The following is a 26,016-nucleotide window of genomic DNA, read 5'->3' on the forward strand; positions in this document are numbered from 1 at the left end:
ATGAAAGATCCTCTCCTTCATAGCCTTACCTACCTTTGCCGCTATTACGGCCAAGCGAACTCACCCGATGCATTAATCGCGGGCTTACCACTCAACGATGGCTGGCTGAGCCCTCATTTATTGCCGCGTGCCGCTGAACAAGGCGGGCTTCACGCCAAACTCAACCAAGTGTCACTGAACGCCCTCTCCCCCTTATTATTGCCCGTAATTTTAGTGCTCAATCACAATGATGCCTGTGTCTTACTCAGCATTAATCCAGATACCCAAGAAGCCGATATTGTTCACCCACATTTGCAACTTGAACCGCAAACTATCTCGCTTGATTCACTGAACACTAATTACAGTGGTCAGCTTTTCCTGATTAAAAAACAATTTCGCTACGATGAGCGCTCACCTGAGTTATTAAAAACCCGCAAAGGGCATTGGTTTTGGAGCACCTTGTGGGAATCGCGATCTATTTACCGTGACGTACTCATCGCATCCATTTTGATCAATGTCTTTGCGATTGCAACGCCCCTTTTTACCCGCTTGGTCTACGACAAGATTGTGCCGAATTTAGCGTTTGATTCACTCTGGGTATTGGCCAGTGGCATGGCGATCATCTTCATCTTCGATCTTATTTTGAAGCTTATGCGTAGCTTTTTTATCGACATCGCAGGAAAAAAATCGGACTTACTGCTATCCGCTAAGATATTTAGCAAGGTGCTCGGTATCAAAATGGAAGCTAAGCCGCCATCCGTTGGTGCTTTTGCTCGCCACCTGCAAGAATTTGAATCCATCCGAGAGTTTTTCACTTCAGCCACAGTTTCAACCTTGATCGACCTGCCCTTTGCGATCCTTTTTCTCGTGGTCATCGCCCTCGTCGCAGGGCCTCTGGCTTATGTACCGCTGGTAGCGGTCATTCTATTGGCGCTGTATAGCTGGTTCATCCAAAAGCCTCTCAAAGAGAGTATCGAAGAAGGTTCTCGCTTAGCTTCGCAAAAACACGCCAACTTAATTGAAAGCCTACATGGCTTAGAAACCGTGAAATTATTCGGCGCACAACATCAGTTCCAATACCGCTGGGAAGAAGCGGTCGCACACTTGGCAAATTGGGGGATTAAGTCTCGTCGGCTAACCGACTCAGTCCAAAACAGTGCTGGCTTCTTACAGCAATTTGTCTCTGTTGCCATGATCGTTTTTGGTGTCTACCTGATTGCAGCAGGACAATTAACCATGGGCGGATTAATTGCAGCCACTATGCTTAGTGGTCGCGCTGTCGGTCCTCTGGTACAACTATCATTACTCTCAACCCGTTATAACCAAGCCAAATCCGCCATGACGATTTTAGAACAGTTAATGGCAATGCCCTCTGAGCAAGATAACGATAAACGCTACATTCATCGCCCTGTCCTACAAGGTAAAATTACCTTTGATAATGTCAGTTTTGCTTACCCCAATAACAGTACAACAGACGACACTAAAACAGCACAACCCGCGTTGCGTAACGTGAGTTTCACTATAAACCCGGGTGAAAAAGTGGCGATAATCGGTCGGATTGGCTCAGGAAAAACCACCATAGAACGTTTAATTATGGGACTGTATCAAGCGCAAGAAGGTTCTGTACTGATAGACGATACCGATATTAATCAGCTCCATCACATCGATGTCAGAAAAAATATAGGTTGCGTACCCCAAGAAAATTTACTGTTTTTCGGCTCAATTCGCGACAACATTACCTTAGGTCGACCACTGGCCAGTGACAGTGATATTCTGCGTGCAGCGCAGCGTGCAGGCGTTACGCAATTTAGTCAAAGCGACAGTGCAGGGCTAGAGAAACAAGTGGGTGAAGGCGGCAATGCATTATCAGGAGGACAGCGCCAAGCTATTACCATTGCTCGCGCCTTGTTAGGCGAGCCACCAGTGCTATTAATGGACGAACCCACCAGCAGTATGGATAACCGCTCTGAAAGTGGTATTAAAGCACAACTCGCTAACCTGCAAGATCACGAGACGCTCATCTTGATCACCCATAAAACCAGCATGCTTGATGTAGTTGATCGAATTATTATTTTAGAGCAAGGCCGTGTCATTACTGACGGTCCGAAGGACAATGTGTTACAACAGCTACGTGATGGGCAACCCACGCAATCTTTTAAAACCGCACGTAAAGCCAGCGGCTAACTATTCTTTGTGTTCTATCACAACAATAAAGCCTCTGCCGCTTTCATGCATTTTCAGTTAGGATAGCCCTGTATTCACCTGTTTTGGACCCGCGACACCCAATGGATAAACAATTACTTCATACTCGTATTTTGCAACAACTGCAGATCGTCCACCAAGGGGCGGTAGAAGCCGCTCAACGTGCGTACGACACAGCAACTAACGATGAAAATGTAGCAGAAAACCAATATGACACATTGGCATTAGAAGCCTCTTACCTTGCCCATGGTCAATCGCAACGCGTAGCGGAATGCTTAGCAGACATCCAAGCCTTTACTGCACTGGATCTTCACAATGAACAAGCAAGTGAACAAGTTGTATTAGGTAGCTTAGTGCAGTTAATTGACGAAGACGACAACACACGCTGGGTGTTCTTTGGGCCTTCTGCGGGCGGGATGAAAATCATGATGCGTTGCGAGGAAAGCCAGCAAGAGAGCGAAGTCGTGATCATTACCCCCACCTCGCCATTAGGCGAAGAATTGTTAAACCGTCAGGTTGATGATGAAGTGGAAATCATGATTGCGGGTAAAAAGATCACTTACGATATTGCTGTTATTGAATAGTCTGCATTGAACTTGAATTAACACGCTGACTCACCGCGACCAACAGCAGGCATCCACCTAACAAAACCTCACAATAAAACCGTGGCAGAACACTGACCACGGTTTTATTTTATCTGTAGCTACCACCTCAGTTCGAGATGATGGTGGTGCTAATCCACCAGCAGTGACGCTTCAGTTTCAACATCAAATAAATGACAGTGTGACATATCAAAATGCAACGGCTGGATATCACCATGCTGAATTGCTTTATCCGCTTGGTAAGGCACACGGGCGATGAGTTGGTCATCACCCACATTGAAATACAAATACACTTCATTTCCCATCGACTCAACTACGTTGATAGGTGACATTTCGATGTCTTGCCGTGTTGGCGTTGGCGGCTCAAGATCAACCATACTGATGTGCTCAGGACGCAAACCAAACCACACTTCTTGCCCGACCTTCTCGGCAACTTGGCGTGCTTTATCTGCCGGCAATAAGAATCGAGAACCGCTTTTAGGCTCGACAAAATACTGATTATTATCCAGCACAATATTCGCTTTAATTAAATTCATGGCTGGCGAACCAATAAAGCCTGCGACAAACTTATTGGCTGGTCGTTGATACAAGTTCATTGGCGTATCGACTTGCATTATTTGCCCTTGATTCAGTACGCAAATGCGATCGCCCAGTGTCATGGCTTCAACTTGATCGTGCGTCACGTAAATCATGGTCGCATTTTGCCCTTCGTCTTTGAGCTCATTGTGTAATTGCGCAATGCTGACACGGGTTGTTACGCGAAGTTTGGCATCCAGATTAGACAAGGGCTCATCAAACAAGAACACATCAGGTTTTCGCACCATAGCACGGCCCAGCGCCACACGCTGACGCTGTCCACCCGACATCTCGCCAGGTTTAGAGGCTAATAAGTGGCTAATTTCTAATGTTTCAGCTGCATCACGAATGCGACGATCTATCTTATGCTGATCCAGCTTTTGCTGACGTAGCCCAAATGCCATGTTGTCGTACACACTCATGTGCGGATAAAGGGCGTAATTTTGGAACACCATAGAAATACCACGATCTTTGGGCGGTAAATCATTCACGCGTTTGTCGCCAATATAAATATCGCCACCCGACACCTCTTCCAAGCCCGCTATCATGCGTAACGTGGTTGATTTGGCACAACCAGACGGGCCAACAAAGACCATGAACTCGCCTTCTTTGATGGTCAGATCAACACCTTGTACCGCTTTAAAGCCGTTGGGATACACTTTTTCTACTTGTCGAAGCACTACTTCAGCCATTGCTTTATCTCGCTAAACATTCTGGTTCAAAATCAGCCACTGAGGCCAAGATGAAATCGGCGTGAGGGGCAAGCTCATCCTGTGTTGCCGTGCCTGTTAATACGCCAACCTTCCCTGCCCCCGCGTTCAAGCCAAACGCCATATCAGAAACGGTGTCACCAAACATCACCACTTGAGCAGGTGTTAAATCGCAACGTTCGCAAAAGCCTTGCAACAATGCAGGGGCTGGCTTAGGCGCGATATCGCCATCGGAGTAACCGAGGTAATCAAACAAACCAATTAGCCCCGCTTTCTCTAAGCTATAAATCGTTGAATCTTTGGTGTCTGCCGTTGCGATACCGAGTCTAAAGCCTTTTTGTTTCAGTTTAATGAGGGTGGCTTTAACCCCAGGCAATGGCTGAATCAAGGATGGATTATCTTCAACCTGTTGATTGAAAAGCGCTTTAACTTGAGTAGTAAAAGCAACTAACTCGCAGCTTGGTGTGAGCATTTTAAACCAAGCCTCCGCGGTATCTTCGACAGGGTTCGCAGCCAATAAACCATGGTTATCCACATATTCACCGTGGATCCCTATCGCTTCTAATAGGTGTTCTTCCGTGAGTAAATGCATCTGCATTTCAGTGCGATAACGGTGCGAGAGTGCAGTAACAACACCTTGAGACACCTTCAGCCACATTTGATGAAACTCTAACAAGGTGCCATCTTTATCAAACAGTAAGCCTTTAATATCCATTACTTTATTATCCATCTGTTTTTAACTTCTATTTTTTGAATGCTATTTTTTAAAATTCTAGGTGCTTAATGTGTCTACCAGCTCCCCCCACGTTGCGAGGGTTGGTTTTGAAAATTGAGGAAAAGCAGGATTAAAAACAGGGTTAATTAAGCCTATAAATTCCCTTTCATTTTGCTGTCGGCCTGCGCGACGAATATCAAGACGAAGCCATGCGTGCTCTGTCATATCAATATTCAACTCAGTAACCCCATCACAATGGGCTTTCAGTGGGTGACGGCCAATGACCTTGCCATCCGCGATTAGCTCAACGAAATAGTCATGGAACTCATCCTCGACCGACAAACGGTATGTCACCATCGGGCTAGTAATAGCTTGACCGGGTAGCATGTCTCCCTGATTGATCTCAAACGCTAACCCACAGCCTCGTTCAACATACACTTGCCCTGCACGAAGTCCTGCCAAAATACTTTCTCCACTTAAACCATGTGCATACACATAGGTCGTTGGATCGCCGTAAAGCGAAGGCTCGTGCGCTTGTGGATTACGTTCATGCGGGGCTAAATGTGAGTCACTGCCACCCCCCCCCCGCGATACGATGGCCAGCATTCCACATGGCGCTTAACACGGTTAAGGCTTCTTCCGTCGCTTGAGGGGAGGTTGCCCATGTAGGATCGCAGCAAACTTCAAGAGTATTCACCTTTGCCAGTTCCATCTCGTTATAGTGCCAATGCCAAGGCTTCATCATGGGGTGGTTAATGCTTATTGAACCTTGTACACCGCCCGCTTTCTGATCCTCATCAATTAAGCTAAGCCCTTGATGGATCAAGGCTGCGCTTGAGTAGTCAGCATCACGCATATCAAGGCCACGCTTAGGCCCATGCACATTAAAGTGGCCTTTATCTGTCGTGACTTCCACAGCGGGTAACATCAGCACATTATCGAGATCAGGTAGCATTGGATGGCAGATGTTGTGTTCAGTCAAAAAGAAGAAGTCGAGCCCTTGCTGTTTAATGATCTCGGTCGCGGCGGCAAGGCTATTATGACCATCAGATAAACAGGTATGGGCATGCAAATCACCGCTATACCAAGCCGACTCCGTTCGTTTCATTTTGCTGTAATCGAACGCTATTGTATTGTCTGCGGTTAACGAGGGGGTTAACGATTTTAGCCCCATCAAATCATTCGGCTCAGGTTGCGGCTCGAAAGCTCCTTCACATTCCACTTCGCATTCAACTTCACACAGGTACTGCATGGCTTTTGGCGTTCTATCTTCACCTTCTAGATTATAGAGATGGAGTTGCCATTCCCCTGCTGGCAGCTCACCAGCAATACCACCAAGTGATGCGTTATGCGCTGTGAGTGTTAAATGCTTTTGCGCTTTTTGCCATAACTGACAGCCGCGTAAACGCTGGTTCGCATCAAACAAATATGCGTACATAAAGCCTTTTTTGACTGTCGTACCCGATAAGGTTATCGCTTGAGTATTCGCAGGCACATCAATCACTAACTTTCGGTGACCAAAGGGGAGTTCACCATTCAATTTCAACATCTTGCTTCTCAATCTCACTCGCAAAAATCTACCCAAGTACGCCAAATTCAAGGCGTACCTGAGTAAGTTATTGCTGAATAGCGGGTTAATACTAAAAATTAAAGGTTACGAACGATTTGCACGATCTAATGCACGCTGGGCGCGTTTCGCCGCTTGTTTCAGGGCTTTTTCCGCAGGAATATTTTCGATTTGAACTTGGTCTGCTGCAATCGCAAGCGCATCCAATATCTTACCGTTGGTTGGGTCAAAGAAGTTCATTTGTGCAAAGCCCGCTTGCTGTAATGGAATAAGCGCATGAGGGTTTTCTTTGGTATAAGTTTGGTATTCTTCGACGTCTTCTACACTCTTACGGACAGGGATATACCCCGTAAACATTGACCAACGCGCTGTATTCTTTGCGTTGGTGTAAAAACGCATAAACTCAAATGCACCTTGCGCCGCTTTGTTATCTGTCCCTGTCGGCATCACGAAGATCTGTGCCGCCGCTTGAGGTTTAGAAGGGTTCGATCCCCAACCTGGTTGGGTCGTTGCCGCTAAACGGGTGAAGTCGAGATCACCTTGGTCACCCGATGAGCCTGTGTAGCCCAATGCGCGGTTTTTCATAACATCGTCAATGGTTTTGTACCAGTACTCCCACCCTTGACCACCGTGGTGGATACGCATCACATCGTCATCGTGGATCCATTGACGGAACCCATCCCACACTTCAACCCACTCTTTTGAGTCGACCATGACGGTTTTACCATCATCACTTATGACTTTAGCGCCATTTGAGAAAGCAGCATCAATCATATTGTCTTTGCCCCACATCGGCTCCCAACCGTAAAATGAGACGTTGCCGTTCGCATCGGTTTTACGAACCGCTTTCGATACTTTCGCCACACCTTGCCAGGTTTTTAGGTCATCTGCCGTAAAGCCATGATCGGCTAACACCTGCTTGTTATAGTAGAACACCTGTGTTGTACCATATGCCGGTAGGCCGTAGACCTCACCATTGGCTTTGGTCACTTGCTGACGGAAAGCCCCCAGAAAGTCATTGAAGTTAAAAGCATCGTCCATGTACACCGACATATCACGCACTAAGTTACGCTTTGACATGGCAGAGGCTTGCTCGGCTTTTAGCAATACAAACTCAGGAGCCGTGCGCGAGGCCATACCTGCTTGCAACTTCTGATAAGTTTCCGCGTAGTTACCTTGAAGCGCACCTTTGATCTGGTACTCATCTTGACTAGCATTAAACTCATCAATCAGCTTAGTCATCATTTTTTGAGGCTTCACACCACCCGAATACCAAAAATCTACTTCTGTTTTCGCCAACACGTTGCCTGTGAAAGCCAATGACGAACATATAACTGCTAAGGTTTTTAGTTTCATATCCATATTACTCTTTAACACCGTTATCGTTGGTGATTCCCGTTAGAATCGTTTTCTGACATAAGATGAACAACACAAGCAGGGGTAAAACAGCAATCGTGCTGGCTGCCATAATCTGTGACCAATTCAGGCCATAGTTACCTTCTGCGATAAAAAATTGGCGTATACCTGTGGCGATAAGGTTCAGCTCTTGTGAGGTGATCACCAAGCTCGGCCACATGTAGCTGTTGTAGTTAGTAATGAAGGTGATCAGGAATAAGGTTGCTAAGGCGGCTTTACACTGAGGAAGAATGATCTTCCAAAGAATTTTTAACTCACCAGCCCCATCAATACGTGCTGCTTCGATGAGCGAAGGGTGAATTTTCAAAAATACCTGACGTAGATAAAACACCCCGAACACACTGGCCGCATTAGACAAAATTAAGCCCATGTGCGAGTCCAATAAACCCAATCGTGCCAAGGTGATATAAGAAGGAATATAAGTCACAGCCCCTGGCAGCATGTAGCAGCCCATCACCACGAAATATAAAAAGGTTTTAGATTTAAATTTCAGCTGCGTGATGGCGTAAGCAAACATGGCAGAGTTAATAATCACTAACAAAGTGGTAAACAAAGCCACGCTAAAGCTATTAATGATGTACAAGCCAAATGGCGCACTATTAAAAGCATCGACAAAACTTTGCCAATTAAAGGTGCTCGGAATAATCATTAATGGATTAGTAAAAATCTCATCATTTGATTTCAACGAACCAGATAACATCCAAATAAATGGAAAGACCATTAATAAGCCTGACATCAGCAAGAAACCATGTTTCAACGTCGTCTTAAAACCACGTTCAAGCACGCGTTCTAGCTGAGTGGTGCTGTTCGCTTTTACAGGTTTGGTTGTATTGATGCCCTGCTTGCGAGACGCTTCATTGATAACAACCTTGTGGGTATTCTTTGCTGGGATAGCCAGCGTATCCATAGTGCTCATTGGTTAATCCTTAGTAATACACCCAGCGTTTACCCATCACAGTATTGGCAATGGTTAATGCACCTGTGATCAGTAAGATAATGAGAGAAGTTGCCGCTGCAGGGCCCATGTCGTATTGCTCAAATGCCTGCTGATAAAAGAGATACAACAGAGTACGCGTACTGCCACTTGGGCCGCCTTGAGTTAATATTTGGAACTGATCAAACGCTTGAATCGCGGTGATCATATTGACGATCACCAAGAAAAAAGTGGTCGGTGATATCAGTGGTAAGGTGATTTTGTAAAAACGTGTCCATGGACTACAGCCATCAATTAATGACGCTTCATACAAAGAGGTAGGGATTTTATTGAGCGCACTGATATAAAACAGCATGGTCCAGCTCACCGCTTGCCACACAGTCACGACCATTACTGCAAACATCGCGGTATCACCACTTTCTAGCCATGGAATAGGGGCAATACCGACTTTATCGAGCAGTAAATTCACCAGACCCGATTTGGATTCAAATACCCAAGACCAAACAATAGAAATCGCAACCGTTGGGGTAATCCAAGGCGAGAAGATAACCGCACGATAAAATTGACTGCCTTTGAAATTGTTATGAAGTAATAACGCAAAGACTAAGCCGATCATGACAGTGGGAATAACAACACCGAGCGCAAATATAAAAGTATTTTGCATCGCTTGAATGAAATCACCGTCTTCAAGCATGTACTGGTAATTTTCCAATCCAACAAAATAATAATCAGGCGAAATATAATCCCAGTCAGTAAAGCTGATATAAACACTCCAGCCAAAAGGTACTAACCAAAATGTAATTAATGGGATCATTAAAGGAGCAATAAAAAACAGAACTTTGCTGCTGTTTTGCCACTTTTGTAGATTCAGGTTCATTGTTGTTGTCACTTATTATTCAAGACAGGATCAGCTTATATTCAGTCTGTGACAGCGGTATTTGCATACACATCACTTTTTCCAAACACAGCCCCAAGAAAAACTTATGGCCCTTGTCATCTAACCTAAGAAAAGCTATCGCTGACATACAGGTGGTGTGAGCTCGCTATATTGCTGATGCAGCCAATCACAAAAGAAATTCACTTTTGCCGTCCGCTGTTTATTGGTTATTAGGTAATGTGCCGATTCCGATGGCATCGCCCCTTCCACAGCAATAACGACATCACCACTTTCTAGCCATTCTTTGGCAACAAAAGAGCGCACAAGCAAAATACCCAAACCATATTTCGCAGCTTGTAAGCCATGAAGTGAGTTGGTTATTTCAAGCTGAACCGAAGGGGGATGAAGCACATACTGATTATGATTAAGCCACTGAATCCAGCTTTCTTCGTACCCTTTCACTTGAATAGCGGGCAAGTGTTGTAACTGCGCGGTCGCTAATTCTTCAATGTGCTTTCGTTTAAATTCAGGGCTACACACCATTAACCAGTTTTCTTGAAATAAGCGCTCAGCACGCGTGTTACCGCATTCGGTAAAACCATTGGTTATCTCCACATCAGCTTCCTGACAAGGCAACTGTGATGGCCAATCAACCAAGGAAAGATCAAGGCGAATGAAAGGATGCTTCTGAGCAAAATCAGTTAACTTGGGCAGCAGCCAATTGTGACCAATAGAGTGATTCACCTTCACCCGCAACACATCGGCTTGTTGCTCCCCAAACAAAAATTGAGTTTGTACTTTCAGGTGCTGGAGCGTGCCTGTCACAACAGGTAAATATTGCTGGGCTTCATGGGTTAAGGTCACGCCACGCTGGCTTCTGTGACACAAGGTCGCCCCTAGAAACTGTTCGAGGCTTTTCAACTGAAGGCTCACCGCAGCTTGCGTGACATGCAGTTCACGCGCGGCCGCTCCAATCGATCCTAATCGAGCAACCGCTTCAAAAGCGACGAGTGATTTAAGTGGAGGCAGCATACCTTTGCTCTCTCGTAAAAAAGGGCAATGTAATTCAGGAAGTTGACAAGGAGATGACTAAATTAAGTCAGGTTGGTGACAATGCATACAATCGACAAACACCTCGCCATAAATATGGAAGTTAATGAATTTAACAAAAAACAAATGCCCTTTTACGTAGTGAAATACTGCCGTAAAAATTAGTTTATTAATTACAAAATACGGGTTTGAGAAACAAGTTGCATTTTTAGAAGCCGTGATATGTTGAAATTAACTCACGATACAAAGGACTCAAACACATGAAATACAACACCATTGCGGCATCTATTCTATTAACACTAATTACGGCTTCCTCTAGCGCTTTGGCGGTAGAAGGAGGTGCGGTATTAGATTGGTCAGCCGAGAACTCTAAAGTTGAAGCCAACTGCACAGGCGAGCTTATAGCGGGTAAGTGGGTTTTAACTGCAATTCACTGTGGGTGGGAAGGAAAACGCCCCGTCGGCTTCTCCCCTAAATATCGAGAAAAAAATAACGCCATTGAAACAAAAGCTATTCACGATTTTCCCAACGGTTATACCCTCGGTATTGATATTGCTCTGTGGGAACAATCATCACGCGTTGATTACGATACTATTAATATTCTTACTCCACAAAAACCATCATACGGCTCAACTGTTGGCCTTAAAGGGTTTGGGGGAGGAAAGCGCGAGTTAGGCCAAATCGAGCTTGAAGGATTTAATAAACCTACAGTACCCAATGACCCCTATTTACTATTTTTGCGGGATATTACAGGAAAAGGCAAACCGATAGGTGGTGATTCTGGTAGTGCGGTGACAGACTCACAAAACCGCATTGCAGCTATATTTTCTGCCGACCATGGTCTTGGCGTTTACAGTGCTTCGTACATTCATGGTGCTAAGGATTTTATCACGACCACTATCAATGACTGGCATTACCCTACTCGCTTGAAAACAGTTGCAGGTATTAATACTGTGACAGTTCAATCACTGCACGTAAACCCAACTGCGGATACAGCTTATACAGAAGGTGACGCCACAATTACATCTGGCTCTTGTGTTGGTAATAATGCCATTGCTCCTTACGCTACCTGTACGTATGACATAACCAGCAATGGTGATGAAGGTAAGTTAGTTTTAGATAACACCACTAACGCTTATGTACTGCTCAACAAAAAACCACCTGAACCACCTAAGCCAGATCCAAAACCAGATCCAAAACCAGACCCAAAACCAGATCCAAAACCAACCCCAGATAACGGTGGTGGTGGTGGCTCTCTAGGTTTATTCACATTATTTTCTTTAGGTTTACTTGCACGTAAGCGCCACTAAGAAATCCGGAAAATAGGCTGTCCCCTTTGTTATGGCCTACCCCTTCGTCCTTATTGCAAGCAGTCATCTAAAAGCTCTAAATACAGACAAAGACAATCATCATACCATCTAAACTTAACAATAAGCTGCTCGTATGCTTTAGCAGCTTATTTTCTTATTAAACATCATGTTAATGGATATTAGATGACCAGTTGACCGTAGCGATTAAAAGCATACTTATTAACTAATACCAAGGTGGTGGCAACAGAGAAAACAGCGGCCAGAAATATCGCAACCATGATCACCAATTGGTATTTCACCGCTAATAATGGCTCAGTCCCGCCAAGGATCTGGCCTGTCATCATGCCCGGCAAACTCACAATGCCCAAGGTCGTCATTGATGCTAACTGCGGTGCTAATGCTGTTTTTATCGCTTCTTTAACGAAGGGTTGTGCCGGCTGAGGCGCCCCCAGTGATAAGTAATACTGGTATTCATTTAATCGGCTTTTCAAGCTGCTGTGCCAACGCTCTAGAGCAAGCACATTGGCCGCCAAGCAATTACCCAGCAACATGCCCGCAACAGGAATGAGATACTGCGCCTGCCACCAAGGTGAGAGTTGAATCGCCATAACTAAAAGCATGGGCAACACCACAATCAATGCAACAGCTTGCCCTGTTAGCACAGCGGGAAGTACCCTTTTCAGAGAAAGCCCTGCGCGCTGGCATATACTCACGCCCGCCACACCCGCCATGATGGTTAACCAGGTTAAGTTAAGCAACGGGTTTTGGAAATCAAACAAAGTCTGTAAGTAAATACCAACTACCGCCAACTGCAGCGTCATACGCAAAACAGCCGTGACAATACTGCGTGTTAACCCAAGCTGCCATCGCGCAAACAACGCGATCGGTATGAGTAACAACAGGTAAAAAGCCGCCATCCCCCACAAGCTGATCACAACCGTATCATTCATCCCTGCTCTCCATTTGGTGAACAAAATCGCAACAGGCTAACCAATGAGGATCGTGTGAAACTGAAATTTTAATAGCCTGAATTGCAGCTAAAAGTTCGATAACCTTATCACGACTTCGAGCGTCTAACGCTGAGGTGGGTTCATCCAATAACCAGATGGCTCTTTTCATCAGTAATGCCCGAGCAAAACCTAAACGTTGCTTTTCACCCCCCGATAATGCGGCCACAGATTTATCAAGGCTATGATGCAAACTAAGTTGCTCAAGCGCCTCTTGGCATTCGGCTTCGTTCGGTATTGCCGATTGCATCGCGTTCAAACGCCAAGGCAGTAACAAAACTTGCGATACTGTCTCTCCCCCCATGACAGGTTGCTGTGGCAAATAACAAATGTCACGTCGCCACTGAGGTAACCGCTGCGGGGTAATAAGGTTTCCTTGCCAGCTGAACGTGCCCTGCTTGGGCGGTGCTAATCCCGCTAATATTTGTAATAAACTGCTTTTACCGCAACCCGATGGCCCTGAAATAGCCAAATGTTCATAAGCCGATAATGTTTGATGCAGCGGCGCTACATGCACAGACTCAAAGCCCGATGTGAGGTGCTGAATATCTAGCTGATCAATTACCATTCCTGTCCACTCATGCCGTCTGTATGTTCAAGTCAATTAGTTAGATTTCACGCTGTAACTGAATAAGGTAGTCACGCATAAATGCCACACGCTGTTGCGCTTCATCTTTTGCCGCTTGGGTATGTAAGGTCTCGGCAATACGGAACAATTTGGTATAAAAATGATCCACCGTAAACACCTTATCATTTGGTGTGCGTTGTTCACAAAATGGATCATCATCGTTGTACAAGGCCGATCCTAATACGCCACTAATTTGTAAGCATCGACTCACCCCTATCGCGCCCAAAGCATCTAAACGATCAGCATCTTGTACAATTTTCGCTTCTAATGTTTCAGGGGGAATGTTAGCACTAAAGCTGTGCGTCGCAATGGCATGATGAATGGCCGAATAATACTGTTCAGGGTACTGCCACTCCGCCAGCAAGGTGAGTGCATGATCGGCAGCCATGACGGAGCTCTTCGATCTATCTGGGTGATTTTTAGGTACGGTAATACAGTCGTGCAACCATGCCGCAGGGATAACAATACTAGGGTCCGCTTGCTCGATATTACACAAGTGCTTTGCTGTTTTGACCACGCGAAGTATATGCGCTTTATCATGAGCGGCATCGGTCGCAATACTGCTTTCCAGTAACGCTAAACAGTGTTTTTCTATTGCTAACATAAAGGTTCTCCTTAGCCTTAAGGGCATAGTATCAAATACACCCTACGCCCCCTATTTTTCCATTCATTCTCAGAATGATACATACAAAGATATGCAACATAAGTGACATTTAGCTCTATTCTCTCAATTGCCATTGGCATCATGAATATAAAACTATATGGTCATAAATCTATTAGGCTAAATATAATCGTGACAGTGATTAACGCATTGAGGTGTATATGGAAATACGACTACCGCAGCCACTAAAACAAGGTGATACCATTGGCTTTTTCTCGCCATCATCACCTGCCACCCACTTTGCTCCAACTCGCTTTGCACGCGCTAAACAATACCTTGAATCACAGGGCTACAAACTAAAAGCAGGCGCATTAACAAGTCAGAGCGACCATTACCGTTCAGGGACAATTCAACAGCGGGCTGATGAACTAAACGCATTAATTCGCGATCCCGATGTACGCTGCATTATGTCGACCATAGGTGGCATGAACAGTAACTCGCTACTACCCTATCTTGATTACGATGCCCTGAAAGCCGATCCAAAAATTATTATGGGCTATTCAGATGTTACGGCCTTATTGCTAGGGATATATCAGCGAACAGGCATCATCACTTTTTACGGCCCAGCATTGGTCGCGTCATTTGGTGAACTCGCCCCATTAGTTGACGACACTTTTGCTTCATTTTTAGCACTGACTCAACCCCAACCCTTGCCCTATCGCTATAGCCAGCCGCAATACTGGAGTGATGCCTTTATTAACTGGGAAGAACAAACAGAAACTAAACCTGTAAAAGTGAATGAATGTGAGTTTCAAGGCGAAGGCGTCTATAGCGGCCGCTTAATAGGCGGCAACCAAAATACCATGATGGCCATTTGGGGTAGCGATTACATGCCGGATATTCAACAAGGTGATATTTTATTGGTAGAAGACTCGCTCTCAGACATCGCCACATTGGAACGTACCACTGCCCAATTGAAAATCTCAGGAGTATTTGATCGCGTTAGCGCCATTATTCTTGGCAAGCACGAGCTTTTTAAAGATTTAGGAACAGGTCGCCGCCCTATCGATGTTTACCGTGAAGTATTAAATGGTCAGCCTATGCCCATCGTCAATGGCTTTGACAGTTGCCATACTCATCCTATGCTGACGATGCCAATAGGCGCGACAGTGACGCTCAATTTTGACCTCGGTACTGTCGACATCATTGAGCCTTGGCTAGCAAAGCGCTCATAGCACTGACGGCATTCACGACGCACAAAGTCAGCTTACACGCTCACTTTGTGCTGTCGTTTTATTGCACTATCCATCGCAGGTTCAGTAGTAATAGGTCAGCGCAACTTCTGCAAAGCTTTCTGTCCGATAAAGATAGAGTGGGTCTTGCTGATCATCGCTGTTAAACCACCACGCGTTAACGTTCCATCGCCACGCATTACCAATCCGACTCGACGCTTCAACCCGAGCCGTGCGTGAATCGCTATAATCAAAGTCTTGCGTCACCCCGAACAATACTTCAGTGCCCGCCATATCATTTGCGACCCACCGCATACCAACAAAGCCATCATTTTGACCGATAACAGGTGCTGATTTACCACGGGAGTCATACAGGTATTCTGCTAGTACACCGATATCCCAACTGGTGTCTAACACGCCAATAAAGGTATATTCGAAGCCCCCCGTCACGGCCGTTGAAGTATCCAAGCTATCACGATACAGAGCTTCTAATTTCCACACCCAATCACCGAATATCCCTTGAATATCCGTACTTATCTGAGACATTTGCGCATAATACGGCACCCATACAGGCGTAATTGCAGACGGATTCTCACCTTGTAAGTACGGATCACGGTTTGTGCCTTGAAAAAGGCTAAAGCCCAGATCCCAAATATCAATACTGTGCGAATAACGAAGTGCAATATCAATATGACGCTGCGCGTGGGATGACTCATAGCGCGCACTATCGCTATCGAGTAGTGGCATGCCTAAACGCCCAGACGAGCTGGCAAAGGTCCGCTCTCGAAAATAAGGGAGGACAAAACCTTCAACAGTTCCCCAATCTTGTAGCCATGTTAAGTGGATCATAGGTTGACCTAGCTTGGTCTCACCATCCACACTTTCGACACCATCGGTTTGGTTAATCACATCCACCAAATGCTGAGACTCTGTCACTCCCCAGAACACTTTGCTGATACCCACTTTGAATTCAAACTCATCGGCAAAATACAAATAAGATAATTCCCGAATATCAGCATGAGTGCGGTTATCATCGAGGCTGTCCCAACGTCCAAACGGGGTAAAGGTAATACTCGATTGACCACTCTGCCACTCCCAATAAAACTCAGGCTCTAACGTAACCGATGTTTGCTCACGGGCCTGTCCTGTATTGCCTTGTTCAAAAAACTGGCGGTGTTCAAGGGCGACTTGCCCTCGAACCTCCATACTGTGTGATGGTGAAATACCAGTAATCATCAGTAATAAAACAAGACCGCTTTCTCTGCGCCATCGCCTCGCCTTTGATGATACATCAAACCACTTGCCAAGCCCCTGCGCCAATCTAAGCACCAAGCTTCGCGCTAATTTCAACGACCTCACACCGCCTCCTTAACGCGCACGCTTCAAGCTAGATTGACTAAAGTCGCTATCGCTCAATCCAACTTGAAAGGCGATATCATGCGTGGTTAACGTCGTACTTTTCCCTGTTTGATGATTCACCATTGTCATGGTGTGGGCTCGCCAATATTGATCCAAATATTGTGCGTAATCACTGAAAGTTAGCGTTTTTAATAAGGTGTTCTTTCGGTCGTAAAATTCCATTTTAAGCGGGCGGTAGTGCTCTTTATCAAGCCACACCAGTTGCTTGGTATAACCCGAATATTGATCGGTTGGTATCTGCTCGATCAAATAGCTACTCTGCCCTTGTTGCTGCTCATCCCCTAAGTATTTAAAGCGATATTTTTCGATTTCAAACGAACTCAAGTCTTCATAGGCAAATTCGCTGCCCATAAAAGGCCCCGATTTATTGCGTGACGCAATCCGCTTGACGCGCTTTAACGCAGGCAGATACAACCACTGATCATCGGGTTTCGCAGCATGCGCAAAGCTTAAAAAAGCCGTCCCTTTTACATCTCGTGGTTCATCAAAAATAGTTAAACTTTTATCACCATCGTTTGTTATCTCCAGTGTATTAATGCGGATCTTTCTATCGCTACTTTCACCTTGTGCATTGTTAAGCACCATACTGAGCGATGCTTTTGAATCTTGCCAACCACTATCTCGCAGCTTACGTTCTTTCGCGATAGCCAACCCTTTATCTAATTTAGCGTCCACTGCAGCTATCGCATTGACCGCAAAAGTTGATAGTGTGCTAGCAACGCATAACATCATGAAACGTTTAGCAAATAGACGAGATGCTGCTCTCGCTTTAATAGATACATTCATCTTATTTTCTCTCCTTGAAAACAAACTATGAGGTTATTACCGCAGGTGCGGCTTGGGTGCTAGGGCTTAACTCACGGCGATCCAGCCACAACAGAGCCGCAGGCAGTAATAGAAAATCAACCACCAGCGCGAAAATGATGATAATGGCGCTCAGCTGCCCCATATCCGCATTTAATCGGAACGAAGAAGAAGCCAGTACCATAAAGCCAGCAACCAGTACCAAGGTGGTAATGGCTAATGCGCGTCCTACAGTATTGAAGGCGTAGCGAATCGCTTGTTCGGCCGTCTGGCCTTGATGGCGAGCATATTGGTACTTACTCAGAAAATGCACTGTGTCATCCACCACAATGCCAAGTGTGAGAGAAATAACGACCGACAAGCCAAGATTAATTTCACCTGAAATCAGAGCCCAACAGCCAAAACCTAGAATAGCCGGGATCAAGTTGGGGAGCAGGCTTATCATGCCAAGACGCAAGGAGCGTAAGGCGAAAATAAGCAGGCCCGAGATAAGCAATAAACTGATCGGCAATGACTTCAGCATACTATCCATATTCACTTCCCCTATATGGGCAAACATTAGCGATGGGCTAGATGCAACCACGTCATACTGTGGGGCGTGCTGACTGAACCAGTTGTAAATTCGTTGTTCTAATTCAACCAACTCTTGACTGCCTAAATTATCGATCGTCAGCTGAACTTTGACAGAAGACTTATCAATATTCACTTCGTTGTTAAGATCAAGACCATATGGCAATGACATTTCATACAGCAGCAAGTATTGGGCAGCCAGTTCAGGATCTTGCGGCAAACGATAGTAGTCAGCATCGTCACCGTGCATGTTCATATTTAGGCGACGATAAGTATCGGACAAACTGGCCACATGATCGGTTTCAGGCTGTTCGCGTAACCAGAGTGTGAAATCACCGAGCACATTAATTAACTGCGGATCGCTAATTCCTTGAGATTGGTTGGTTTTTATCGCGATGCTTATGGTCGTCATACCACTGATGGTTTGCTCCATGAAATCAGCGGCTTGGCGGAACGCATTACTGGTATCGAAATATTTCACCGAGTCATCGTTAATTTTGTTTTGCCCAATCAACACTCCTGCGCCTAATGCGATCACAGCAAAAGATGGCAAAATAATCTTATAGCGATGAATAACAAAATCAGCCAAGCCTTGCAGAATGCGAGACGGTTGTGGTTCTGAAACTTGCTTTACTTTGGCCGGTAATAGCACCAAGAGCGCAGGCAATAATGTGATAGATAATACAAACGCTACCATTACCCCTACCGCAGCTAAATTACCCATATCACGCAACACCGGCGAGTCAGAGGCATTCATCATTAAAAAGCCAATAGAGGTTGTCACGGATGTCACTAGTAAGGCTTTATAATTCAGTTTCATGCTATGAATAACGGCATCAAGTTTACTGACACCCTGCTGCTGCAAGGTTTGACGAAAGGTCGCAATAACATGCACACAATCAGCGACGGCCAAGGTCATCACCAAGGTCGGAACATTCGCGGTTGCTACACTTAAAAACATCCCTATCCAGCCTGCGAAACCCAATGTGGCTGTAATCGTTGCGACAATCACAATCAATGTGGCTAACACACCAACCACAGATCGAATAAGTACACTTAGCACCACTAATATCACTAGAAACATCAAGGGCACTAAAGTACTACTGTCTTGTTGAGCTGCCTGAGTAAACGAGGAATTAAGCGCAATCACACCCGCTGTGTGAAAATCCACTTCTGGGTAATGTGCGCGATATTCCATCAATAAGTTTTCAGTGTATTCACTGATCACCGCGATATTCTCGGTTTTATCGCCAGCAGGTAGCTGCATCGTAATATTTACAACAGCCACATCCCCATTTTCAGATATCAAGCTGTTCCGCAATCGTGGTTCGTTAATCGCAATCGCCTTAACAGCAGCAATACGTGTCGGCGTTAGAGGGTGATCTGCGAACAGGAGATCTTCCACTAGCATGTCATCATCGACGGCAGAGGTATGTTGGTAATTCGCGATTGAATCAACACGGCTTGAAAACGGAATTTGCCATGCTGCATCGGTAAGCTGTTGAATCAAGCTGAGGTGACGATAAGTAAAAATGGCACCCGATTGCGGGGCGATCACTATCGACAGGTTATCCGTTTTATTGAAGGTTGCTTCTATTTCATTAAAAGCTTGAAGTTGCGGGTTAGCACCATCAAAAAAGATAGCGTAATCACCTCTAAAATGAAGGTTTTTCATACCCAATGTTGTGAGGATTACGGCCAGCAATACGCTCACTAATACCCATTTAGGGTGTTCTATTGGCCATTTTAAAAAATTAACTTTCATCACTCTCTCCATTGTGACGATTCGTCAAAAAATAGCGCTTTAAAAACCAACACATCTACCCACGCTGTGAGCTTAGGCTGGTTAGTACTTCCTTAGCACATATGAACTGTCACCGACTAAGGTGGCAGTAGTTCGATCTTAACCTCCGAAAAATCACGCTCAGAGGCTAAATTGACGATTCGTCAAAAAGTAAACCTTAAAAAACATGCGCTGCATGTTTGTGACCAATCGTCAAAGTTGACCTTTCGTCATGATAGTTGTTTTTTTGTTCGCATCAAGCACTTTCTTGTCAGTAAACGCTAATAACATTTTGGACAATAATAACGGAACAGTGGCGAAAGCAGCATGGAAAAGAGAGAGGCGAAACACTTGTAATGATTAAAAAACATGAGCATCAAGCGCGTAAAGTCATGCCATCAGAAACAACAAAAAATAAAATAGAAATAATTAAAAACAAAGCCTTATAGATTTAACGATGCAATATAATCAACTTCATCGCTAAAAACGGTTTCTTCAATATGTTGCCATACTTTCAGATAATCATGCTCAGTAGAGAGCGGCAACCACCCCATCCCATCAAGCATAATGTTAATGTTCATCAAAATAGATTGCGACTGTAAGATGCGTGCGACACAACTGCTATTAGCGGCATTGTTGATCAAGGCGTTTGAGCCAAATGCCATCGACCAATTTGCAAAGATAATGCTGTCGGTCGTCATCCCTTCTGGTAAGGTAAGATCATGGCTCGATAGGCCAGACGCAAAAATAGCATCCGTGATCGCCACCAGCTCTTCTTCCAAACCATTGATATATGCTAAGCGCTCAGGCGAGGTTTTCTCTATCACCCATGGCGTTCTCGACGTCAGCACACACATAGATAAAATAGGCTCTATACGGGCAAAAAGATGATAAGCCACATGCATAGCGACCACTTTTTCACGGCTAGAACCTTGGTAACTTTGTGCACGAAGAAACAAAGAGATCTCATGCAATAATGCTTGGCTACCCAATGCAGAAATAACATCTTCTTTACTAGAAAAGTGGTTGTAAATCGTCCCTTTGGAGTACGGACTTGCCGCTGCAATCTTATCCATGGTGAGGCTCGCAAAGCCCTCTTTCACCACCAAGGCTTTTGCAATCACCAGTAGTTCATACTCACGATCTTCAATCGCTTGCTGCTTTTTAGTCAATGCAGTGGCACGGTTCTCTGTTAACTTACAGAATACTTTTTTCCCGCCTTTACAGCCCACAGCACCAAACATAGCAACCTCACTCAACGTCCATTTCATGCGTACCAAACACGTACTATACAATCACCTGCCCGAACCCTATACGAGTCGTGCATATAAAGAATATCACCCTCTGTATCGGCTAGCAGCAAAATATTGACCTTTCGTCATGACTCAAGCATCGCGGATTGCCGATCATGGGAGATCAAATAGATCAGCGTCAATGCATCGTGTAATGACCCATCGTTTCGCTTAAAAATCTATCGAGCTGATCACAAAGTTCCGTTAGAATGGCGCCTCAAAAATTTTACGGTTGGAAAGCATACATGTATAAATTGGTTGCACTGGATATGGATGGCACACTCCTAAATAGTAATGGGGAGATCTCGCCAAGAACCCAAGACGCTATCGCGAAAGCACGTAGCATGGGGGTACATGTGGTGTTAGCTTCTGGTCGTCCATTAGAAGGCATGACAAAAGCGCTCGGTGATCTCAACATGACCAGCGATGAAGATTATGTACTGAGCTACAATGCCTCTATGGTTCAACGTGTGGCAAGCCAAACTGTCATTCGCAGCCAGATCTTAAAAGGCAGCGATGCGAAAAACATTGCTAGCCTTAGCCGAGACTTAGGCGTACACGTACATGCCTTTTCACGTCGTTTTGGGTTAATTACACCAGAAAACAACGATTTTACTCGCCATGAAGCGAAGATAAATGGCCTTACCATTACTGAGCTTGATTTTGCAGAGCTGGACAACAATGAAGACATCATGAAAGTGATGATGATTGATGAACCAGACCGTTTATCTGCCGCAATAGCGCAACTGCCTTCGATGCTGCATGAACAATACACTATCGTGCAAAGCGCCCCTTTCTTTTTAGAGTTTCTTAATCCGAAAAGTAACAAAGGTGCAGGTGTTGGCATGTTAGCCGAGCACCTAGGCATTGATGCAAGTGAAGTGATTTGCATGGGCGATGCTGGCAATGATAAACACATGCTGGAATACGCAGGTTTAGGCGTTGCTATGGCCAATGCGACCGACGATATTAAAGCGATCGCTGATCACATCACAGATAGCAACAACCATGATGGCGTGGCTAAAGTGATTGAAACCTTTATTCTTAATCGTTAATACGTGGAATAGGCATATTTATATCTATGCCTATTTTCCCAATATATTGAATAATCGGCTCTCCCCTTAGCGACTCGCTGACTTTAGTCACTCAACATCCTACCCACCTGATAAATATACATATAAAGTAAAATCTATCGATTAAAAAGGTCGCTCGCTAAGCCATAAATTTTATTTTGAATATTATTTTTCAAGATGGGGTCAGCTGTATGGTGATCACCAGAATTAAACAAAGGCTGAGGGTTATACTCTAACAATAATTCCGCCGCTTTTGCCTGCTCCTCATCTACAACTTCTGCAATCAAGCTAAAAGCAAAGTCTAAGCCCGATGTAATACCGCCGCCACTTACACGATTACGATCAATGACAACTCGCTCATCGACAAATGACACTTTTGGGTACGCGTTCAGTGCCTCAGCATATGCCCAATGCGTTGTTGTTTTATAGCCATCAAGTAGCCCAGTTTCCGCTAAAATAAGTGAACCAGTACACACGGAAGTAATATATTTAGCTTTTTCACCGGCTTTCTTTAAGAAAGAGATAACGTCGCTATCTTTCATTTGTTCGCTTGGATTAGCCGCGCCAGGAACAATCAAAATATCGATTTCAGGGCAATCACTAAAGCCATAATCGGGCAACAATTGAATCTTCGCATCACAAGGCAAGGCCACTTTCTCTTTAGAAAAAGTAAAAGTATTCATGCTTGGCTGCAAAGCCAACACCTGTAATGGTGCATAAGCATCTAGCATTGTCATGTTAGGGTATAAATAAATACCTACATTCAGCTTCCCGCTATTATTAACTCGATCTCTTATCGGTTTTGCCAAAGCTAGCTCATCGGCTTTTACTTCAGAAATTAAAGTATTATTAAATAAGCCCACGCCTAAAGCCCCGATAACGCTACGTTTGATAAATCGACGTCGGCCACATATTAGATCTTTCATATTAAAAACTTCATTTATGTTTGTTACTTCAATTTTGACAAACCCGTCTAATAGCAAGAAGAAACAACTATCATCAAAAGTCCCAATTGGAACAATTCGGCGAAAAAGTCCCACTAAAACCCAATGCTCATCTTTCAATGTAAGTTAATATAATGAAGTCGCTAAACATGAACTCGAGCCAAACATGGGACAAGCAAAAAAACAAAACAATAAAAGCCGGTCACGTATAATTAGTGCCTTCCAGGACTTACTTAGAAGTAAAGATTATTGTGATATTTCTATCGGAGAAATCTTAGATCGAGCCGATGTTAGTAAAAGCACTTTCTACCGACATTTTGAGCGAAAGTTAGAAGTGCTACTCGAGATGCACGATGCTATTTTCGAGCGTTTTTTATCCGATCTAACAACAAAAGAAGATTGGCTAAGCACTGAGGTACGTCCATCCGTTGAAACTATGTTTATAACACTAACCACCCAAAGTAACTTTAGACGCCCAATGAGCTTTAAATTAGATAAAGATTGGCCTCAAGGCTTCCGATTAGTAAAAGCCAAGCTCGCTGGCTATATCGAGCAGAAGCTCGTCATTGCTTTCAATAATCAGCCAATGATCATTCCAATTCCGCTTTTGTCTGCCACCTTAGCTGCAATGTATATAGAAAATGTTATCCAACTCGTTCATAGAACATCTCCCTTAAGTGTGAACAAGCAAGCACTGCATATGCAAACAATGACCAGATCAATCATTGCCGGCGCTCTTAAAGACGAAACAAATCCCCAATAGCCGTATATGTCTCATGGCTTATATAACAACCAACTAGAGTGTCATACCCAATACAACACCAACCACAAAGATCATCAGGTATAAGCCAATGTGATTTTGTTTTTCATTCGTCGTGGTTGCTCTTATCTCTGGTTCGACTAACAACTGCTTCGCATTCAAAGTATGAAGGGTATAGCTTAATGGATTCATGATTTTTTCCTGTACTCACATTTTGTTGTGGTTATTATTAGTCAAAAAACAGGAAGTAATAATGATATGGTAGGAAACCAGAGTTCACCTTTTATTAATCAAGTTCATCTGCAGCGCCTCAAGCAGCTGTGCGATCATTATGAGCCGCACCAAACCACCAAAACAGACATCCCGACCCTGTCTAAGCAACTAAACTGCTCTGATCGAAATGTTGCCAAGTTAGTTAAAACACTAGCGAATATTGGTTGGCTTTCGTGGCAACCGGGAAGAGGGCGTGGAAATAAATCAGAAATCACTATCCTGACGAATTTTGAAGCGACCTTAATGCAGGTTCTTGAGCTGTACTGTCACAAAGGGCAATTGAGTGAAGCATCGCGTTATGCTGATATATTTGGGTTTAACAACACTTTCCGAAAGCGCTTACCGCATTGGCTATCAGCAGCACAAGAAAACCTAAAAGCACAGAACACCCTTATTACGCTTGTTCCTTATACCATCCCCAACTTTCACCCACTCTGGGCTTACCGTGCGGCTTCACGGCTCTATGTGGATGCCCTGTTCGATACTTTATTGAAGTATGACAGCGAAACAAAAACTATTCGTCCTCATTTAGCGCACTATTATGAATTTAGAGACAATGAATTATGGCTCCGTCTTCGCCCCGATGTGGTCTTTCACAATGGTGAGAAGCTCACAGCCAAACATGTCGCAACTTGCATAACCGATCGGGTAGGTAAACCTCACACCTATCAACAGCTGTATCGCCATATTAAAGCCGTTCGCACTCAGGGATCTTGGGTTATTTTGGCAATGACTCACAAGCAACACGCGATTCTCCATATTCTTGCTGATATGCACTCGGCCATCTATCTCGAATCAAATGACGATGATATTCCCTATGGTACAGGACCATTCAAGCTGGAATCATACGATAAACATCAATGGGTGCTGGTTAAAAACCCAGACTATTTTTCCAATGGTGGTTTTATCGATAAAGCTGAATTTTGGACCAGCGATACCGCAGAGGCAAAAGTTCAGGGCCATATTGTCCATCACGGTTATTCATCTAATGGCTTCATCGCTTGCGATCAAATTCCACTCCAAACGGGTTGCGATATCATTTCGTTTCCAACCACCAAAAGCTCATTGTCGATGGATGAAAAAGCCTGGATTTTTCACCATGCGCGAGAGTTTTGTCATCATGTCACTCAGGATATTTTGCCTGTCGCCAACTCGGTCGTCGGTTACCACCAGCACCAAGGCGTCTACCTATATCATCATGAGATGAAGCGACCAACTCAAACACTCAAGGTGTTGGCATCACACTCCAATAAATACCGCATCCAATTGCTTCACTATCTAGAAAGCAAAGGGGCTAACATTGAAGTATTTTCTGACGACGAATCCCAACATACCCAATACGACATGGCTATCGGTGGCTATGTATTCTCCGATGACGATATGTTTGGTTACTACAAGTGGCTCATTTGCAGCTCAGTCTTTAAGTACTGCTTATCGCCACAACAACAAGCGGTCTTTTTGAATATTGTCGATAAGCTCTTACTCACCAGCAGTAGCGAAACCCATTACTTAGATCAGCTTCACCGTTGTGAAGATTGGCTCATTCAACATGGCGTCTTCTTCCCTTTATGGCGAGATTCACTCAGTTATAACTTTGATAAATCACTACAAGGTGCAGAAACAGACAGCGCAGGCACGGTATCGCTAAGAAAGTTGTGGTTTGAGGATTAACACTGTTAGCCGCTTAACAAA

General features: G+C 44.5%; 24 protein-coding genes. 7 read left to right on the plus strand and 17 right to left on the minus strand.

The window, feature by feature from the left end; translation table 11 throughout:
• Together OCU77_RS21930 and OCU77_RS21935 are read left to right on the plus strand one after the other, a co-directional pair.
• Positions 1 to 2,163: a type I secretion system permease/ATPase gene (locus OCU77_RS21930; protein WP_107302591.1), complete on the plus strand. Its 2,163-nt coding sequence runs from the start codon at positions 1 to 3 to the stop codon at positions 2,161 to 2,163.
• A gap of 101 nt (positions 2,164 to 2,264) precedes the next feature.
• Positions 2,265 to 2,765: a GreA/GreB family elongation factor gene (locus tag OCU77_RS21935; RefSeq protein ID WP_048897516.1), complete on the plus strand. Its 501-nt coding sequence runs from the start codon at positions 2,265 to 2,267 to the stop codon at positions 2,763 to 2,765.
• A gap of 149 nt (positions 2,766 to 2,914) precedes the next feature.
• Here OCU77_RS21935 and OCU77_RS21940 read toward each other — a convergent pair whose 3' ends face one another.
• From OCU77_RS21940 to OCU77_RS21975, 8 genes are all read right to left on the minus strand, one after another.
• A complete protein-coding gene (locus tag OCU77_RS21940; RefSeq protein ID WP_048897515.1) occupies positions 2,915 to 4,051 on the minus strand; it encodes an ABC transporter ATP-binding protein in 1,137 nt (378 codons plus the stop codon).
• A gap of 4 nt (positions 4,052 to 4,055) precedes the next feature.
• On the minus strand, positions 4,056 to 4,799 hold the full coding sequence (locus OCU77_RS21945; RefSeq protein ID WP_239685837.1) for an HAD family hydrolase: 744 nt from the start codon (positions 4,797 to 4,799) through the stop codon (positions 4,056 to 4,058).
• Between the two features lie 42 nt (positions 4,800 to 4,841).
• Positions 4,842 to 5,390 carry a CehA/McbA family metallohydrolase domain-containing protein gene (locus tag OCU77_RS21950; protein ID WP_244915164.1) on the minus strand — a complete coding sequence of 183 codons (549 nt, stop codon included), beginning with the start codon at positions 5,388 to 5,390 and terminating at the stop codon, positions 4,842 to 4,844.
• Entirely contained in the window at positions 5,353 to 6,333 is a 981-nt protein-coding gene (locus tag OCU77_RS21955; RefSeq protein ID WP_244915163.1) for a CehA/McbA family metallohydrolase, read from the minus strand. The genes OCU77_RS21950 and OCU77_RS21955 overlap by 38 nt, the downstream gene beginning before the upstream one ends.
• 105 nt (positions 6,334 to 6,438) lie before the next feature.
• Positions 6,439 to 7,707, minus strand: coding sequence for an extracellular solute-binding protein (locus OCU77_RS21960; protein ID WP_048897662.1), 1,269 nt, complete (start codon positions 7,705 to 7,707; stop codon positions 6,439 to 6,441).
• A 7-nt stretch (positions 7,708 to 7,714) separates the two neighbouring features.
• Positions 7,715 to 8,683, minus strand: a complete 969-nt coding sequence (locus OCU77_RS21965; RefSeq protein ID WP_239685833.1) for a carbohydrate ABC transporter permease — start codon at positions 8,681 to 8,683, stop codon at positions 7,715 to 7,717.
• 10 nt (positions 8,684 to 8,693) lie between these two features.
• Positions 8,694 to 9,578 carry a carbohydrate ABC transporter permease gene (locus OCU77_RS21970; RefSeq protein ID WP_048897513.1) on the minus strand — a complete coding sequence of 295 codons (885 nt, stop codon included), beginning with the start codon at positions 9,576 to 9,578 and terminating at the stop codon, positions 8,694 to 8,696.
• A gap of 135 nt (positions 9,579 to 9,713) precedes the next feature.
• Positions 9,714 to 10,610 (minus strand): LysR substrate-binding domain-containing protein, encoded by an 897-nt coding sequence (locus OCU77_RS21975; RefSeq protein ID WP_048897512.1) that lies wholly within the window; start codon positions 10,608 to 10,610, stop codon positions 9,714 to 9,716.
• Positions 10,611 to 10,888: 278 nt separating this feature from the next.
• Here OCU77_RS21975 and OCU77_RS21980 point away from each other — a divergent pair, with 278 nt between their 5' ends.
• Complete coding sequence (locus tag OCU77_RS21980) at positions 10,889 to 11,938, plus strand: trypsin-like serine protease (RefSeq protein WP_048897511.1); 1,050 nt, start codon at positions 10,889 to 10,891, stop codon at positions 11,936 to 11,938.
• 179 nt (positions 11,939 to 12,117) lie between these two features.
• Here OCU77_RS21980 and OCU77_RS21985 read toward each other — a convergent pair whose 3' ends face one another.
• From OCU77_RS21985 to OCU77_RS21995, 3 genes are read right to left on the minus strand one after another with little or no spacing between them, the layout of a single operon-like run.
• Positions 12,118 to 12,888 carry an ABC transporter permease gene (locus OCU77_RS21985; protein ID WP_107302590.1) on the minus strand — a complete coding sequence of 257 codons (771 nt, stop codon included), beginning with the start codon at positions 12,886 to 12,888 and terminating at the stop codon, positions 12,118 to 12,120.
• Entirely contained in the window at positions 12,881 to 13,513 is a 633-nt protein-coding gene (locus OCU77_RS21990; protein ID WP_107302589.1) for an ABC transporter ATP-binding protein, read from the minus strand. The genes OCU77_RS21985 and OCU77_RS21990 overlap by 8 nt, the downstream gene beginning before the upstream one ends.
• Positions 13,514 to 13,553: 40 nt before the next feature.
• Entirely contained in the window at positions 13,554 to 14,177 is a 624-nt protein-coding gene (locus OCU77_RS21995; protein WP_048897510.1) for an HD domain-containing protein, read from the minus strand.
• 224 nt (positions 14,178 to 14,401) lie between these two features.
• On the opposite strand from OCU77_RS21995, the gene OCU77_RS22000 reads away from it, so the two are divergent.
• Positions 14,402 to 15,409, plus strand: coding sequence for a S66 family peptidase (locus OCU77_RS22000; protein ID WP_204375147.1), 1,008 nt, complete (start codon positions 14,402 to 14,404; stop codon positions 15,407 to 15,409).
• Positions 15,410 to 15,490: 81 nt separating this feature from the next.
• On the opposite strand, the gene OCU77_RS22005 is transcribed toward OCU77_RS22000, so the two are convergent.
• The 4 genes from OCU77_RS22005 to OCU77_RS22020 all read right to left on the minus strand — a co-directional run bounded on the left by OCU77_RS22005 (position 15,491) and on the right by OCU77_RS22020 (position 21,226).
• Entirely contained in the window at positions 15,491 to 16,642 is a 1,152-nt protein-coding gene (locus OCU77_RS22005) for a hypothetical protein (RefSeq protein ID WP_048897660.1), read from the minus strand.
• Between the two features lie 132 nt (positions 16,643 to 16,774).
• The gene (locus OCU77_RS22010) at positions 16,775 to 17,557 is read right to left on the minus strand and encodes an outer membrane lipoprotein-sorting protein (protein ID WP_048897659.1); all 783 of its coding nucleotides are present in this window, start codon (positions 17,555 to 17,557) and stop codon (positions 16,775 to 16,777) included.
• 79 nt (positions 17,558 to 17,636) lie between these two features.
• A complete protein-coding gene (locus OCU77_RS22015; RefSeq protein WP_239685831.1) occupies positions 17,637 to 19,964 on the minus strand; it encodes an efflux RND transporter permease subunit in 2,328 nt (775 codons plus the stop codon).
• 461 nt (positions 19,965 to 20,425) lie between these two features.
• A complete protein-coding gene (locus tag OCU77_RS22020; RefSeq protein WP_107302588.1) occupies positions 20,426 to 21,226 on the minus strand; it encodes a TetR/AcrR family transcriptional regulator in 801 nt (266 codons plus the stop codon).
• A gap of 293 nt (positions 21,227 to 21,519) precedes the next feature.
• Here OCU77_RS22020 and yidA point away from each other — a divergent pair, with 293 nt between their 5' ends.
• Positions 21,520 to 22,329: a sugar-phosphatase gene (gene yidA / locus OCU77_RS22025; RefSeq protein WP_048897658.1), complete on the plus strand. Its 810-nt coding sequence runs from the start codon at positions 21,520 to 21,522 to the stop codon at positions 22,327 to 22,329.
• A gap of 134 nt (positions 22,330 to 22,463) precedes the next feature.
• Here yidA and OCU77_RS22030 read toward each other — a convergent pair whose 3' ends face one another.
• The gene (locus tag OCU77_RS22030) at positions 22,464 to 23,411 is read right to left on the minus strand and encodes a DJ-1/PfpI family protein (RefSeq protein ID WP_204375141.1); all 948 of its coding nucleotides are present in this window, start codon (positions 23,409 to 23,411) and stop codon (positions 22,464 to 22,466) included.
• A 46-nt stretch (positions 23,412 to 23,457) separates the two neighbouring features.
• Between OCU77_RS22030 and OCU77_RS22035 the strand changes: the two genes are divergently transcribed.
• Positions 23,458 to 24,054: a TetR/AcrR family transcriptional regulator gene (locus tag OCU77_RS22035; protein ID WP_048897507.1), complete on the plus strand. Its 597-nt coding sequence runs from the start codon at positions 23,458 to 23,460 to the stop codon at positions 24,052 to 24,054.
• A gap of 33 nt (positions 24,055 to 24,087) precedes the next feature.
• On the opposite strand, the gene OCU77_RS22040 is transcribed toward OCU77_RS22035, so the two are convergent.
• Positions 24,088 to 24,243 (minus strand): hypothetical protein, encoded by a 156-nt coding sequence (locus OCU77_RS22040; protein ID WP_162845614.1) that lies wholly within the window; start codon positions 24,241 to 24,243, stop codon positions 24,088 to 24,090.
• 66 nt (positions 24,244 to 24,309) lie between these two features.
• Between OCU77_RS22040 and OCU77_RS22045 the strand changes: the two genes are divergently transcribed.
• A complete protein-coding gene (locus tag OCU77_RS22045) occupies positions 24,310 to 25,995 on the plus strand; it encodes an ABC transporter substrate-binding protein (protein ID WP_107302621.1) in 1,686 nt (561 codons plus the stop codon).
• Positions 25,996 to 26,016 lie beyond the last annotated feature (21 nt).

It is taken from the genome of Photobacterium swingsii (assembly GCF_024346715.1).
Classification (GTDB): Bacteria; Pseudomonadota; Gammaproteobacteria; order Enterobacterales; family Vibrionaceae; genus Photobacterium; species Photobacterium swingsii.

What these genes read in the sequence shown, in the direction of transcription:
- OCU77_RS21930 (WP_107302591.1), top strand. Translation starts at nt 1, where the DNA reads ATGAAAGATCCTCTCCTTCATAGCCTTACCTACCTTTGCCGCTATTAC.
- OCU77_RS21935 (WP_048897516.1), top strand. Translation starts at nt 2,265, where the DNA reads ATGGATAAACAATTACTTCATACTCGTATTTTGCAACAACTGCAGATC.
- OCU77_RS21940 (WP_048897515.1), bottom strand. Translation starts at nt 4,051, where the DNA reads ATGGCTGAAGTAGTGCTTCGACAAGTAGAAAAAGTGTATCCCAACGGC.
- OCU77_RS21945 (WP_239685837.1), bottom strand. Translation starts at nt 4,799, where the DNA reads ATGGATAATAAAGTAATGGATATTAAAGGCTTACTGTTTGATAAAGAT.
- OCU77_RS21950 (WP_244915164.1), bottom strand. Translation starts at nt 5,390, where the DNA reads ATGCTGGCCATCGTATCGCGGGGGGGGGGTGGCAGTGACTCACATTTA.
- OCU77_RS21955 (WP_244915163.1), bottom strand. Translation starts at nt 6,333, where the DNA reads ATGTTGAAATTGAATGGTGAACTCCCCTTTGGTCACCGAAAGTTAGTG.
- OCU77_RS21960 (WP_048897662.1), bottom strand. Translation starts at nt 7,707, where the DNA reads ATGAAACTAAAAACCTTAGCAGTTATATGTTCGTCATTGGCTTTCACA.
- OCU77_RS21965 (WP_239685833.1), bottom strand. Translation starts at nt 8,683, where the DNA reads ATGAGCACTATGGATACGCTGGCTATCCCAGCAAAGAATACCCACAAG.
- OCU77_RS21970 (WP_048897513.1), bottom strand. Translation starts at nt 9,578, where the DNA reads ATGAACCTGAATCTACAAAAGTGGCAAAACAGCAGCAAAGTTCTGTTT.
- OCU77_RS21975 (WP_048897512.1), bottom strand. Translation starts at nt 10,610, where the DNA reads ATGCTGCCTCCACTTAAATCACTCGTCGCTTTTGAAGCGGTTGCTCGA.
- OCU77_RS21980 (WP_048897511.1), top strand. Translation starts at nt 10,889, where the DNA reads ATGAAATACAACACCATTGCGGCATCTATTCTATTAACACTAATTACG.
- OCU77_RS21985 (WP_107302590.1), bottom strand. Translation starts at nt 12,888, where the DNA reads ATGAATGATACGGTTGTGATCAGCTTGTGGGGGATGGCGGCTTTTTAC.
- OCU77_RS21990 (WP_107302589.1), bottom strand. Translation starts at nt 13,513, where the DNA reads ATGGTAATTGATCAGCTAGATATTCAGCACCTCACATCGGGCTTTGAG.
- OCU77_RS21995 (WP_048897510.1), bottom strand. Translation starts at nt 14,177, where the DNA reads ATGTTAGCAATAGAAAAACACTGTTTAGCGTTACTGGAAAGCAGTATT.
- OCU77_RS22005 (WP_048897660.1), bottom strand. Translation starts at nt 16,642, where the DNA reads ATGATTACTGGTATTTCACCATCACACAGTATGGAGGTTCGAGGGCAA.
- OCU77_RS22010 (WP_048897659.1), bottom strand. Translation starts at nt 17,557, where the DNA reads ATGATGTTATGCGTTGCTAGCACACTATCAACTTTTGCGGTCAATGCG.
- OCU77_RS22015 (WP_239685831.1), bottom strand. Translation starts at nt 19,964, where the DNA reads ATGAAAGTTAATTTTTTAAAATGGCCAATAGAACACCCTAAATGGGTA.
- OCU77_RS22020 (WP_107302588.1), bottom strand. Translation starts at nt 21,226, where the DNA reads ATGTTTGGTGCTGTGGGCTGTAAAGGCGGGAAAAAAGTATTCTGTAAG.
- yidA (WP_048897658.1), top strand. Translation starts at nt 21,520, where the DNA reads ATGTATAAATTGGTTGCACTGGATATGGATGGCACACTCCTAAATAGT.
- OCU77_RS22035 (WP_048897507.1), top strand. Translation starts at nt 23,458, where the DNA reads ATGGGACAAGCAAAAAAACAAAACAATAAAAGCCGGTCACGTATAATT.
- OCU77_RS22040 (WP_162845614.1), bottom strand. Translation starts at nt 24,243, where the DNA reads ATGAATCCATTAAGCTATACCCTTCATACTTTGAATGCGAAGCAGTTG.
- OCU77_RS22045 (WP_107302621.1), top strand. Translation starts at nt 24,310, where the DNA reads ATGGTAGGAAACCAGAGTTCACCTTTTATTAATCAAGTTCATCTGCAG.